Below are 13975 nucleotides of genomic sequence, written 5' to 3'. Positions count from 1 at the left end.
TGCCTTACTCATTCCAGTAGAAATTAAAGCCTTCTACCGGTTGACCTGTTCTATCGACAACCGGTTTTAACCTCGCATCAAGGGCGACAAGATTATAAAAATCCTGCGTATCGGCTAATAATGCCAAAGAAAAACTTGCCACCGAGCCTTCCTGTTTAACCAGAGTCACGGCGCGAACCATACTCATGTCAGCCAAATATTTTTCTACATGAACGTATTTTTTCAGAGAATCAAGGTTAGCCACTGAAATAACAATGTCCGTGGTGGCTTGATCTTTATCTGATGGCACAATGGCAAAATGCTGCCCCAGAAAATCGGCATATTCTTCAAAAAACAAACTCGCCAAGGACAACTGATCATCCCCGTATAAGGTCCCAAATTCTATGTTGCCTTGAGAAATCACCACCCAGTCTAATTCATAGGCCCCACGTTTTTGGTTGGACATTTGCTCAAATTCGTCCTCTGAGAACGCCGGTGAATGGGTTTCTTCTACAAGATCATCCACTAAAAACTCACTGAGACCTTCAACACCTTGGTTGGCCAATGCCGGACGGTGTTTTTCAAAACGCATATTCGCCGCTTGCTGCTGAGTTTGTTGTTCATTATTTAGCTCAGGAACAGCGGAATCTTTGACCGCAAATAACCGTGCGCCGACAATGTAATCAGGGGTATAGCGCTGGGAAGCGGCAGACAAGTTCTGGGCAAAGCGCCCCCATACATCGTAAATAGAAATCGACGTGGAGTCGGTAAAGTCCATTAAAGGAAACACAAGGGGCACTGCACGTTCCTGTGACAAGGCTCTAAGTTGCGCCGCTATCTCAGAAGAACTGCCGTCATCAAGAATGGCTTTATCGCCGTTTTCATCTTCGATGGCCAACCACATCACCGTATCCGGTCTACGTTGCCCCCATAAAGGTAAGGCCTCTTGTTGAATCATTGCAGAGAGTGCTTGGAAATCAAACTCCGCGATATAATACAATGTGCTGTTGTCATACTCGAAACGATAAGAACGCATATATTGTTGCGGATTACGGATCGCACTTTTCACCACAGCATTGGTGACAATTTCACGCTGGCCGGACAGTTTAATCATGACCTGTTTTAAAGCTTGTTGAGCAGCAGAACGTTGGGTTTTTTGAGATTGATCTTGAACCTCTACCCTGCCCTGACTGACAGAAACCACTGTTCCTGCCTGACTGATACTCACCGACCCCATGAGCAACAAACCAAGCACCAACACCCGCGATATACCGAAAAGATTAGAAAAACCCATGAAGATGTGACAAGACTCCGACAAATCAAAAACCTATCTTATTGTTTGCTATTGTCTGTTATCTGATAATATTTTGCATCTACATTTGTAGAAAACTTTGCTTTGTTATGAACACCAAATAGCGCAATGGGTTGATTCCACGTTGGACTTCATTGAAGTTACTGGTAGAATCCGCGTTTTTCCATACACTGCACCAGGGCCAAATTGTGAGCGAAAATAATCAATCTCTGAGTTACAAAGACGCGGGCGTCGATATCGATGCTGGTAATCAACTTGTTGAACGAATCAAGTCGGTAACGAAAAAAACCACGCGTCCCGAGGTAAAAGGCGGACTCGGCGGATTTGGCGCATTGTGTGAATTGCCGACTAAGTACAAAAAACCGTTGCTTGTTTCTGGTACTGACGGCGTGGGCACCAAATTGCGTGTGGCCATGGATGCCAATCGCCACGACTCTGTGGGCATTGACCTTGTTGCTATGTGCGTAAACGATTTGATTGTACAGGGCGCAGAGCCGTTGTTCTTTTTAGACTACTATGCCACTGGCAAACTTGACGTCGATGTAGCCGCAGATGTCGTCACTGGTATAGGTGCAGGTTGTGAATTAGCTGGCTGTGCACTCATTGGTGGTGAAACAGCTGAAATGCCGGGCATGTACCACGATGGTGATTACGATATTGCTGGATTTTGTGTTGGTGTAGTGGAAGCCAGTGAAGTTATCGATGGCTCTGGTGTCAAACCTGGACAAAAAATCATTGCCCTAGGTTCATCCGGCCCACATTCAAACGGTTACTCTTTAGTCAGAAAAATCCTAGAAGTCAGTAACGCAGATGTGAATTCGGATTTAGACGGTAAACCTCTTATTGATCATTTACTTGCCCCTACTCGCATTTACGTCAAATCCGTTCTCGCCTTGCTAGAAAACGTAAAAGTCGCTGCCATTTCACATATCACCGGCGGTGGTTTTTGGGAAAACATTCCCCGTGTACTGCCTGACGATGCCAAGGTCGTGGTTGACGAGAAAAGCTGGCAATGGCCCGTTGTATTTAATTGGCTACAAGAAAACGGCAACGTAGAAAAACACGAAATGTATCGGACGTTTAACTGCGGTGTAGGCCTCATCTTAGTGGTAGATGAACAAGACGTAGACGCCACCTTGACCACCTTACAACAACAAGGTGAAAACGCTTGGGTGCTAGGACACATAGAAGAACGTGGTAATGGCGAGCAGGTAGAAATCGTATAATGGTAAACAGCAGACGTCGCCTGTGCGTACTCATATCAGGCAATGGCTCAAACCTGCAAGCCATGATAGACAGCATAGAGGCAGGTCAATTAGATGCTGAGATTGTCGCCGTTATCGCCAATCGCCCCGGCGCGTATGGCTTAACGCGGGCTCAGGAGGCTAATATCGAAGCTGTCTGCCTCGATCATAAAGCCTACCCTACCCGCGAACAGTACGACAACGAATTGCTCAAGCTCATTGATAGTTATCAGCCGGATGGTGTGGTACTTGCCGGCTTTATGCGTATATTAACGCCTGAATTTGTTCAACATTATTTGGGTAAATTATTGAACATTCACCCATCTTTGTTGCCAAAGTACAAAGGGTTACATACCCATCAACGTGCCATCGATAATGGCGACAAAGAACACGGTGTCAGCGTACATTTCGTCACTCCCGAATTAGACGGTGGCCCTGTTATTATTCAAAGTCGTGTACCGGTATTTGAAGATGACAATGCGGATGATCTCGCTTCCCGCGTGCAGGAGCAAGAACGTCGTATTTATCCTCTTGTACTAAAATGGTTTACGGCGGGACGTCTATCTATGAAAGAAAATAAGGCAGTTCTAGATGATAAAATTCTACCGCCCCAAGGTTATGCGAACGAGTAAATTGCAACACCTTGTATTTGCTGTTCTTATTTTGCTCTCAGGGCAAACCGCAGCACAAAATGTCGATGATTCGTTGCTTCTTACACCCTTCGAAGCAACGTATACCGCATTTAAATGGGATGATGATGTGGGAACGGTAAAAATTCGATTAGAGCCCCTTTCTGTGTCTCAGTATTCCCTCACCTATTCCTCTGAAGTGTCTAAATTCTTTCTTTCTGACGAACGCTTCGAACATTCTATCTTCCATGTAAAAAACGGGGCCATCGTACCTGACACTTACTATTATAAGCGCACGGGAACAGGCCCAGATAAACAACTTGAATTAAAGTTTGTAAGCGAACCTGAAAAACGAATTGAGGTGGCCGACGCCGCCGATCTGCCATGGAATGGTGAAACAGATAATCAACTGTACAGACTCGACCTTGCCCATCGACTTGCAAACGGTGAAACTAAGTTAGCTTACAACTTTGTTAACTATCGTGGCGAGTTTAAACACTACGGGATTGAAATTGTGGGTAAAGAAAACCTAGCCTTACCCTACGGCAACGTTGATGCCATTAAGGTTAAACTGATTAGAGACAATAACACCCGCCAAACCTACGCTTGGTTTGCCCCTTCTTTGTCATATACCTTGGTTCGTCTACAACAATTTAAAGACGATTCTGAACAAGGTGATATACAGCTTTCTTCCTACGTTACCTTATAATTCTATCCTTTCAACCTGTGGTACTTGGTGTTTTCAGGCCAAGACACAGGTTGTAATTAATGTAAATTCCAGTAATTGGTTTATTGACCTTTTGTTAACGAGCATTTAGCGTTAAACTTATTCTGGTCTGACCTCAATAGGTCTACCTTAAATATTTTAATACTGTTCAGGAGTGATGTATGGGTGAATTAGCCTGGTTCCTCATTTTCGTTGTTGCTGCTTGTGTAGCCGCATATAAACGTATGAGTCTAACAAGTACCGTGTCATTGCTAGCCGGCGTTATGGTACTTGGTACTTTATTTGGTGAAATAGGCCTTCTTAGCTGGTGTCTCTTTCTTATTGTGGCCATTCCCCTGGCAAACGGCAAATTACGACGTAAATACATCACCACCCACCTGCTGCGATTCTATAAAAAAGTCAGCCCTGAAATGTCAGTTACAGAACAAGAAGCCATTGATGCAGGTACCGTTTGGTGGGATGGAGAACTATTTACCGGCAAGCCGGATTGGGAAAAACTTCACGCCATACCCAAAGGCCGATTAACCGCTGAAGAACAGGCGTTTTTAGACGGACCGGTTGATCGTGTATGTGCAATGGTAGATGAATGGCAAATTAATCATAAAGATGCCGATCTATCACCTGAAATTTGGGCGTACCTAAAAGAGCACAAATTTTTTGCCATGATCATTAAGAAGCGTTATGGCGGGTTAGAATTTTCCGCTTACGCCCAATCTCGGGTGTTGCAAAAATTAGCCGGTTGTTCTGCAGTATTATCCAGTACCGTTGGCGTGCCTAATTCCTTAGGGCCAGGCGAATTGCTACAGCATTACGGCACCGAAGAACAACAAAATTACTATCTTCCCCGTTTAGCCCAAGGTGAAGAAATTCCCTGTTTTGCACTTACAGGGCCAGAAGCGGGTTCAGACGCTGGTGCCATCCCTGATACTGGCGTTGTATGCAAAGGACAATGGGAAGGCGAAGAAGTACTAGGTATGCGCTTAACGTTCAACAAGCGATACATTACCCTAGCACCGGTAGCAACGGTAATAGGTTTAGCCTTCAAATTGCACGATCCAGACGGTTTGCTGGGTGACACAGAACAACTTGGCATTACCTGCGCCCTTATTCCTCGAGATATTGACGGCATGAAAATTGGTCGCCGCCACTTTCCGCTCAATACACCGTTTCAAAATGGGCCTATCCAAGCTGAAAACATGTTTGTACCTTTAGATTTCATCATCGGCGGGCCAAGCATGGCGGGTAAAGGTTGGCGCATGTTAATGGAATGCTTGTCCGTGGGTCGCTGCATTACACTACCTTCCACTGGAGCAGGTGGCGCAAAATCTATTGCGCTAGCAACAGGCGCATATGCCAGAATACGCCGACAGTTTCGTATTCCTGTGGGTAAAATGGAAGGGGTGGAAGAGATGCTTGCCCGCATTGGTGGTAATGCCTACCAAATGGATGCGGTTACCCGCTTTTCTACCGTCGGCGTCGATTTAGGAGAAAAACCATCGGTTATATCGGCCATCAGTAAATACCATCTAACCGAAAAAATGCGCCAAGTAGTCAACGACGCCATGGATATCCACGGCGGTAAGGGCATTATGCTTGGGCCAAATAACTATTTAGGCCGTGGTTATCAAGGCGCCCCCATTTCCATTACGGTAGAAGGGGCGAATATCCTTACTCGAAACATGATGATTTTTGGCCAAGGCGCTATGCGCTGTCACCCTTACGTGCTTGCTGAAATACAGGCAGCGGCCCTTGAGGATAAAGACGAGCAACTTTACGCCTTTGATAACGCTGTATTTGGCCATATTGGTTTTGCCATTGCTAACAAAGTGCGTAGTGCTTGGTTTTCATTGACCGGTGGTCTTTTCCATCGTACGCCATTTAATGATGAAACAGCTCGCTACTATCAATTGCTTCAAGGCTACAGTGCTAACTTGGCATTTTTAACCGATATTTCCATGGGTATGTTAGGTGGTGAACTAAAACGCAAAGAACGGCTTTCAGCCCGCTTAGGCGATATATTAAGCGGTTTGTTTCTTGCCAGCGCCACACTAAAACGCTTTGACGAAGAAGGTCGTCTGCAAGAAGATGCGCCGCTGATGCATTGGGCGATGCAAAATACCTTATTTGATATTGAGGAAGCATTAGATAACTTCTTATCCAACTTCCCCAACAAAGCCATGGGCTTTGCATTGCGTCTACTGGTGCTGCCATTCGGACGTCGTTGTAAAAAGCCCGATGATGTTCTCGAACATACCGTGGCGCACCTATTGCAAACCCCTAGCCTGCCGCGCACTCGACTCGGCGATGGCCAATATCTCACGCGGGAAGAAGGTAACCTGTTTGGTGACTTAGAGCAGACGTTAGAAAACGTCATCGCTGCCGAACCTATTTTCGATAGGATCTGTGAGAAAAAAGCCGCTAAGCTCTCTTTCACACAGTTAGATCTGCTAGCGGATGAAGCCTTAGCACAAGCGTGGATCAGTGAAGAAGAAGCCGCATTGCTCAAAGAAACCGAAGCTGGCCGTTTACGTACCATTAATGTAGACGACTTTGACAATGACGAGTTAGTGGCCAAGGTAAACACGCTAAACTAACTTAACCACCTAACAAAAAAAGCCGTCAACAATGACGGCTTTTTTTATGCGCTTACAAGATGAACAACCACCATACGGATTAACTAAATTGGAGTTTATCCATTAACAATACGGCTTGGGTGCGAGTATTGATTTCCAGCTTACGCAAAATGGCACTAATATGCGCTTTTATTGTTGCTTCAGTGACGTTCATTTCGTGTGCTATTTGTTTGTTCATTAGCCCCGCTCGTAAATAGCTCAACACCTGAATCTGTTTTGGGGTGAGTTCTCTAAAGCGTTTGAGTAACAGGGTCATTTCCTCATCCACATTTTCCAGATCGTCTTTCATGGATTCGGGAACCCATGTACCACCGTCTTTTACCGTGACAATGGCCTGCGCTATTTGCGAGGTAGCCGTGGATTTTGGAATAAAGCCTTCAGCACCTAGCCCGATAACCTGGGCAATCACTTCAATGGATTCATTGGCTGAGATAACGGCAACTGGCAGCGATGGGTAAGCATCTTTAACCGAAATTAAGCCATTAAAATATTCACCACCAGGCATGTTGAGGTCTAATAACAGTAAATCAATTTGATCGGTCTCACCTAGCACCTTCAATGTAGATTCTAAACTGTCAGCCTCAAGAATCTCGGCGTCCTTAAAATGTGGCTCAAGAGCGGCGCTAAGCGCTTCCCTGAACAGTGGATGATCATCTGCAACTAAAATACGAGTCATACTGTTTTCGCTCAAACTAAAAGTTAATCTGTTTTAAATCATTTTATACTTTAGACTAATGACATCAAGATACAAAGCATAAAGTGCAAGTATTATTACAAAATTTCTGACGTAGGTGTGTAAAAACATGTACTTTTCAGTAAAATTGCCGTCCTTTCGTAAAATGTCAGTGGGTATTAACCGTGCAAAAGCCCGATAACCTTTTCGCTTCACCAATGAATACAGTAAGCGATTTTAGCTTTGATGAACATGTTGCCGATGTCTTTCCCGATATGATTCAACGTTCAGTTCCTGGATATCAAACCATACTGCATACCATCGGTGAACTCGCCAAAACCCATATTACCCCGCACAGCAATGTCTTTGACTTAGGTTGTTCTTTAGGCGCCGCAAGCCTAGCGGCAGCAAGAAACAGTCAGCATACCCAATGTAACATCATTGGCGTTGATAATTCCGCAGCCATGCTTGAACGTTGTGAGCGGATAACAGCCAGTTTTCATTTGCCCAACCCCATTGCACTGCGCTGTGAATCGGCGATGGACACCAAGATTGAAAATGCGTCTATGGTCATTATGAATTTCACCCTGCAATTTATTGCCCCTGAACAGCGAGAGACACTATTAGGACGAATTTTTGATGGGCTCAATCCCGGTGGGATCTTAGTGTTATCAGAAAAAATTCAACATCCTAGCGAACAAGGCAACCACTTATTGGTCGATTTACATCACCAATTTAAACGAAACAACGGCTACAGTGAACTTGAAGTCAGTCAAAAACGGGCAGCGTTAGAAAACGTCATGCTTACCGACACTTTTGCCACCCACCAGGCCCGACTAAAACGCGTGGGCTTTAGCGATGTGGTAATGTGGTTTAAATGCTATAACTTCTGTTCAATGGTGGCCATCAAAGACCCAAATAGGTAACCCCCCATGCCCGACGTAATCGAACAGTGGTTTAACGACTGTTACCGCCAAATCATTGGCAGCCCTTTGTCCTCATGGATAGAGACCTTGCCTGTGCAATTAGCACACTGGCGCCAACAAGGACAACATGGCGAATTGGCTAAATGGTGTCGCCTTTTAGCAAAATTGCCTCACGTCCAACCCTCGGTTATATCACTCACTGATAAAGTTCAAGTGGGTGTAGAAACCGATCTTACCGAGTACCAACGTAAACAACTAGAGGGCTTATTAAAGCAATTTGCGCCATGGCGAAAAGGCCCATTCTGGCTCTATGGTATCCATATTGATACCGAGTGGCGTTCCGACTGGAAGTGGGATCGGGTGCTCCCCCATATTAGTGATTTAAAAAACAGACAAGTTTTGGACGTCGGTTGCGGCAGTGGATACCATATGTGGCGTATGCTTGCCCACGACCCTGCCGGCGTGTTCGGCATTGACCCTTCACAATTGTTTCTTATTCAATTTCAGGCAATTAAACACTTTCACCCGGATCCGCGAATACATTTCCTTCCTCTTGGCATTGAGCATATGCCCCAGAGCAATGAATTTGATACGGTTTTTTCAATGGGTGTGCTCTATCATCGCAAAGATCCTATGCTATTTTTACAACAGTTAAAGAATCAATTGCGTAAAGGTGGCGAATTGGTGTTAGAAACCTTAGTGGTTGATGGCGATGAACGCACAGTATTAATGGCTGGAGAGCGTTATGCACAAATGCGCAACGTGTGGTTCTTGCCCAGTGTGGCAGCCCTCACCGTTTGGCTTGGTCGCCTTGGTTTCATCAATATTCATGTGGCAGATATTAGTGTCACCACCATTGACGAGCAGCGTACTACCTCGTGGATGACCTCGCAATCATTACAGGATTTTCTTGATCCAAACGACCCCACTTTAACTATAGAGGGCTACCCTGCACCACAACGCGCCGTCATTGTTGCGACAAAAAAGTAAGCTATTTCCTTACGTCGTAACCGTTGTTGGCATAATAGTTGTAGTTAAATATTAGAGACAGAACAGCCTTATGGCTCGTCAAACAGGTAGCAATATGGATTTAAAAGGTTTTCTAACCGAACACCAGTTACCAGCAAGTTATGCTGACATTGCACAAAAATGGTTCGTACCACTCGCCAGAGATATCGCCTCGCACCAAAGTGGTGCGAAAGGACCTTTTTTCGTGGGTATTAACGGCTGCCAAGGCTCCGGAAAATCCACCGTGTGTGACTTTCTCGTTCATGCCTTATCAGCGGAATATGGCCTCACTGCCGTCACCTTATCGTTAGACGACTTTTATCTTTCATCGCAAGAACGCGCCTCATTGAGTAATCAGATACACCCCCTACTCAAAACCCGTGGTGTGCCAGGCACCCACGATACCCAATTAGCAGACAATACATTTAAAGCGCTCATTGCCGGTCAGGCCGTCGCCCTTCCCCGATTCGATAAATCCACCGATAACCCGTTACCTCAAGATCAATGGCCAGTAATTTCAACACCCGTGGATGTTGTCCTTGTTGAAGGATGGTGCTGGGGCGTCCCCCCTGAATCTGCCGACGCGCTTGAAACCCCCATCAATCAACTTGAAGCGAATGAGGACCCTGATGGTCACTGGCGGCGCTATGTTAATCAACAATTAACTACCGAGTATCAGTCTTTATTTGATTACATGGATTTTTGGGTCATGTTAAAAGGTCCATCCTTCGAACGCGTTTATCAGTGGCGCTGTGAGCAAGAACATAAACTTGCCATAAAAAAAGGGCATACTGGTGCTGGCATCATGAGTGACGGAGAAGTGCTACGTTTTATTCAGCACTACCAACGTCTTACCGAACATGCTTTTAGCACTCTACCTGCCAAATGTCATCGAGTGTTTGAACTTGATGGGCAGCGTAATATTGTAAATTTAATCAAGGCAAACTAATGATAGAGCAGCAAGTTATCATTTTTACCGATATGGACGGCACCTTGCTCGACCATAATACTTATAGCTTTGAGGCAGCAACGCCGGTTTTAGAAAAGTTACACGCAAAACAAATTCCTGTTTTACCTACCACCAGCAAAACCTTCGTAGAGTTATTAGCGTTAAGAAACACCCTCAACCTCACCACTCCCTTTATCGTCGAAAATGGTGCTGCGGTTTATATACCCCATGGTTTTTTTAAGAAAAAGCCTGCTGGGACTGTGTGGCAAGACGGTTATTGGTGTAAATCCTTTACTTCTAATAAGCAGTATTGGCTAAAATTACTAGAAAAAGTTAAAGCCGAATTTAGCGGCGAGTTTACCCATTTTAGTGAAATGTCCATCGAGGCAATTTGCGATGCGACAGGTTTAAACGAAGCCGATGCCGCCCGTGCAGCCAATCGTCAGTACGGTGAACCGGTATTATGGTTAGGTGAAGCAAGTCGAAAAGAGGCATTTATAAAAGCAGTAAAAGATCGCGGGGCGCACCCTTTAGAAGGCGGACGCTTTGTACATATTTGTGGCGATTGCAATAAAGGTAGCGCATTACGGTGGGTGGTTGAGGAGTATATTCGCCAATTCGAAACCCCAGTTACTAGCATCGCTTTAGGTGATGGCAAAAACGATATAGCAATGCTTGAGGCTGCAGATATAGCGGTACGCATTACATCGCCTAGCCATCCCCCACCGACAATACAAAAACAAGAACATGTATATACCAGTACACACCACGGACCAGAAGGTTGGGCTGAGGTGCTGAACCAATTACTTTTTCAATAGGACATGGAGAACACATGGCTGATTTTTATCAAAATGGTGTAGTGACAACCCTACACAATTTATCCCGCCGCCCCACAGAAGAACTCGAAGCCGAGTTGCTCCGTTTTGCGCAAAAAAGACCCATGGCACTGATTTTACCTTCCCTTTATTCTGAACTTGAAGGGGAAGCCTTACCAAAAATCGTCAACGAACTCACACAAGTTCCCTATTTATCTGAAATTGTTATCGGCCTTGACCGCGCGAATAAAGACCAATACAAATCTGCGTTGTCCTTTTTTGGCAAGCTTCCCCAACACCATCGGGTGCTTTGGAATGATGGTCCGCGCTTAAAAGCCATCGATGATGAATTGGCCAGTTTAAACCTCGCGCCCAAAGAATTGGGTAAAGGCCGAAATGTCTGGTATTGCATGGGCTATATTCTGGCCTCAAACCGCGCCGAATCCGTTGCCTTACATGATTGCGATATTGTGACCTATAAGCGAGATTTACTTGCGAAACTTATCTATCCGGTAGCAAACCCGCAATTTAACTATGAGTTTTGTAAGGGGTATTATGCTAGGGTCGCGAACGGCAAAATCAATGGTCGGGTGTCTCGACTCTTGGTCACCCCTTTGTTACGTGCATTACGCCGGACTTTAGGGGATCACGAATATTTAGAATTCATGGATAGCTTTCGTTACCCTCTAGCCGGTGAGTTCTCATTTAGACGAGACGTCTTAAACGATATCCGCATTCCAAGTGATTGGGGCCTTGAAGTTGGCGTATTGTCAGAAATGCACCGCAATTATAATCACAACCGTTTATGTCAGGCAGATATCGCCGACATTTACGATCACAAGCATCAAGATTTGTCATTTAATAATGATGAAGGTGGACTGTCAAAAATGTCCATTGATATTACCAAGGCATTATTCCGTAAATTAGCGACTCAGGGCTTCACATTCAGTAATGAGATGTTTAGATCCATAAAAGCCACTTATTACCGAATCGCCCTCGATTTCGTTGAAACCTATCACAACGACGCGGTAATGAACGGGTTAACACTCGATATTCATAATGAAGAAAAAGCGGTAGAACTGTTTGCCAGTAACATTATGAAAGCGGGAACCAGTTTCCTGGATAATCCCATGGATACTCCCTTTATACCAAGCTGGAACCGGGTAACAAGTGCGGTTCCTGATATTCTCGATCGCCTGCTGGAGGCCGTCGAAGCTGATACTGCAGAATTATTAGGGTAAAGAATGACACAAAAATGGGACCTATTACACGGTAAAATTCGTCATCATTTAGAAACCATTTATGCTGACGTAGACATCACGATATCGGTGGATGAATTAGCGTCTAAACTGATGACCGCAATGAGGCTGAATGATGAAGAAGACATCATGCAGCCAACGGCCCATTGTAACTATTGGGATGAAGAAGATGTCATTATGATCACTTATGGTGACAGTGTGATCAGCGCCGACGAGCAACCACTGTTTACCCTTGATCGTTTTTTGCATACCTACTGCAAAAATACCATCAATAAAGTACATATTTTGCCCTTCTTCCCCTACAGTTCCGATGACGGTTTTTCCGTTATCGACTATTCCAGCGTCAATGAGTCCCTTGGCGATTGGTCCGACGTCGAACGATTGGCTAAAGATTACGGGCTCATGTTTGATCTGGTCATCAATCATTGTTCGGCCAGAAGTGCTTGGTTTGAAAATTTTCAAAAGGGTGAAGGCATTGGCAGTGATTTTTTCTTCACCGCTGATCCAACCAATGATTTATCCATGGTAACCCGACCTCGCATATCGCCGTTACTGCGGGAAACTCAAACCGCTAACGGTACTGAGCATGTGTGGTGTACCTTTAGCCATGACCAAGTGGACTTTGATTTCCGTAATCCTAAGGTGTTACTGGCCTTTGTAGAAATTATCCGACTTTACTTAGATAAAGGTGCCACCTTATTCAGGCTGGATGCGGTGGCGTTTTTATGGAAGATATTAGGCACGTCCTGTATCAACTTAGACCAGACCCATGAAGTGATCCGCTTGCTTAGAACCATGATAGAGCATGCCGATCCCAGTGTGATTATTATTACCGAGACAAATATCCCTAACCGGGAGAATCTGACCTACTTCGGTAATGCAAATGAAGCTCACGCCATTTATAACTTTTCGTTACCTCCGCTTCTGGTCAATACACTGGTGACCGGCGACTGTACGTATCTGAAGAACTGGATGATGAGCATGCCGCCGGCACAAAATGGCACAACGTACTTTAACTTCATTGCTTCCCACGACGGTATTGGTTTACGTCCCGCAGAGGGGCTGCTTGAAGAAGAAGAGATTTCCACATTAGTGCACACCATGCAGAATTTTGGCGGCAAGGTGTCATGGCGTGCTTCGGCCCATGGCCAACAAAAGCCGTACGAAATTAACATTACCCTGTTTGATGCACTACAAGGAACCACCGCAGGCCCCGATCGCTGGCAGGTCGACCGTTTTATCTGTGCCCATGCCATTATGCTAGGTATGGAAGGCATACCCGGTATTTATATCCACAGTTTGCTGGGTACCAGTAACGATTACGAAAAAGTCGCCAATACGGGGCAAAATCGTTCTATCAACCGACACCGTTGGGATTTTGAATCCTTGGCTGTCTTGCTTGATTCGCCCTACTCTCAGCACCATAAAGTGCTTACCCGGATGTCACAGTTAATACGCATTCGTAAAGCTCAGCCAGCGTTTCACCCCAACGCCACCCAATTTACCTTGCAGTTAGGCGTTAGCTTATTTGGCTACTGGCGACAAAGCCTAGACCGTAAGCAAAGTATTTTCTGTGTGAGTAATGTCACTAACGAAGAGCAATCCATTTTACTATCCAGTATTAACTTAATCGGCACGGATAAATGGATGGATCTGATCACCCGGGATGAATTACACGATGTGTCAGGGTTTTTAAAACTAAAACCCTATCAAACGGTATGGATCAGCAACATGGACTTTGAATAGCACGGCTAATTTCCTAATGTTATTCCTCTACCAACACTTGTCAGTTTATTTCCTGCAAGTGTTGGTTTTCCCTTT

12 protein-coding genes are annotated in these 13975 nt (G+C 45.1%); 10 read left to right on the top strand and 2 right to left on the bottom strand.

Going from position 1 to position 13975, the window contains the following annotated elements:
- Positions 1–4 precede the first annotated feature (4 nt).
- Entirely contained in the window at positions 5–1273 is a 1269-nt protein-coding gene (locus tag KO501_RS00955) for a DUF2066 domain-containing protein (protein ID WP_216027776.1), read from the bottom strand.
- A 206-nt stretch (positions 1274–1479) separates the two neighbouring features.
- On the opposite strand from KO501_RS00955, the gene purM reads away from it, so the two are divergent.
- The 4 genes from purM (at position 1480) to fadE (ending at position 6485) form a co-directional block, all read left to right on the top strand.
- Entirely contained in the window at positions 1480–2517 is a 1038-nt protein-coding gene (gene purM / locus KO501_RS00950) for a phosphoribosylformylglycinamidine cyclo-ligase (RefSeq protein ID WP_216027775.1), read from the top strand.
- Positions 2517–3167: a phosphoribosylglycinamide formyltransferase gene (gene purN / locus KO501_RS00945; protein ID WP_216027774.1), complete on the top strand. Its 651-nt coding sequence runs from the start codon at positions 2517–2519 to the stop codon at positions 3165–3167. The genes purM and purN overlap by 1 nt, the downstream gene beginning before the upstream one ends.
- Positions 3127–3873 carry a DUF3108 domain-containing protein gene (locus tag KO501_RS00940; protein ID WP_216027773.1) on the top strand — a complete coding sequence of 249 codons (747 nt, stop codon included), beginning with the start codon at positions 3127–3129 and terminating at the stop codon, positions 3871–3873. Before purN ends, KO501_RS00940 begins: the two co-directional genes overlap by 41 nt.
- Positions 3874–4052: 179 nt before the next feature.
- Positions 4053–6485 (top strand): acyl-CoA dehydrogenase FadE, encoded by a 2433-nt coding sequence (gene fadE / locus KO501_RS00935; RefSeq protein WP_216027772.1) that lies wholly within the window; start codon positions 4053–4055, stop codon positions 6483–6485.
- Positions 6486–6564: 79 nt separating this feature from the next.
- Here fadE and KO501_RS00930 read toward each other — a convergent pair whose 3' ends face one another.
- The gene (locus KO501_RS00930) at positions 6565–7200 is read right to left on the bottom strand and encodes a response regulator transcription factor (protein WP_216027771.1); all 636 of its coding nucleotides are present in this window, start codon (positions 7198–7200) and stop codon (positions 6565–6567) included.
- A 182-nt stretch (positions 7201–7382) separates the two neighbouring features.
- On the opposite strand from KO501_RS00930, the gene cmoA reads away from it, so the two are divergent.
- The 6 genes from cmoA to KO501_RS00900 all read left to right on the top strand — a co-directional run bounded on the left by cmoA (position 7383) and on the right by KO501_RS00900 (position 13900).
- The gene (gene cmoA, locus KO501_RS00925; RefSeq protein WP_216027770.1) at positions 7383–8123 is read left to right on the top strand and encodes a carboxy-S-adenosyl-L-methionine synthase CmoA; all 741 of its coding nucleotides are present in this window, start codon (positions 7383–7385) and stop codon (positions 8121–8123) included.
- A gap of 6 nt (positions 8124–8129) precedes the next feature.
- Positions 8130–9113, top strand: coding sequence for a tRNA 5-methoxyuridine(34)/uridine 5-oxyacetic acid(34) synthase CmoB (gene cmoB / locus KO501_RS00920; protein ID WP_216027769.1), 984 nt, complete (start codon positions 8130–8132; stop codon positions 9111–9113).
- 94 nt (positions 9114–9207) lie between these two features.
- Complete coding sequence (locus KO501_RS00915; protein WP_216028171.1) at positions 9208–10080, top strand: kinase; 873 nt, start codon at positions 9208–9210, stop codon at positions 10078–10080.
- Positions 10080–10898, top strand: coding sequence for an HAD-IIB family hydrolase (locus KO501_RS00910; RefSeq protein ID WP_216027768.1), 819 nt, complete (start codon positions 10080–10082; stop codon positions 10896–10898). Before KO501_RS00915 ends, KO501_RS00910 begins: the two co-directional genes overlap by 1 nt.
- A gap of 14 nt (positions 10899–10912) precedes the next feature.
- Positions 10913–12136 carry a glycosyl transferase gene (locus tag KO501_RS00905; protein WP_216027767.1) on the top strand — a complete coding sequence of 408 codons (1224 nt, stop codon included), beginning with the start codon at positions 10913–10915 and terminating at the stop codon, positions 12134–12136.
- Between the two features lie 3 nt (positions 12137–12139).
- Entirely contained in the window at positions 12140–13900 is a 1761-nt protein-coding gene (locus tag KO501_RS00900) for a sugar phosphorylase (protein WP_216027766.1), read from the top strand.
- The last annotated feature ends 75 nt before the right edge of the window (positions 13901–13975 follow it).

The sequence above is a fragment of the Alteromonas sp. C1M14 genome (assembly GCF_018860965.1).
In the GTDB taxonomy this organism is placed as follows: domain Bacteria; phylum Pseudomonadota; class Gammaproteobacteria; order Enterobacterales; family Alteromonadaceae; genus Alteromonas.
Note: the sequence above shows the minus strand (reverse complement) of the source record. Positions and strands in the feature narration are given on the sequence as shown.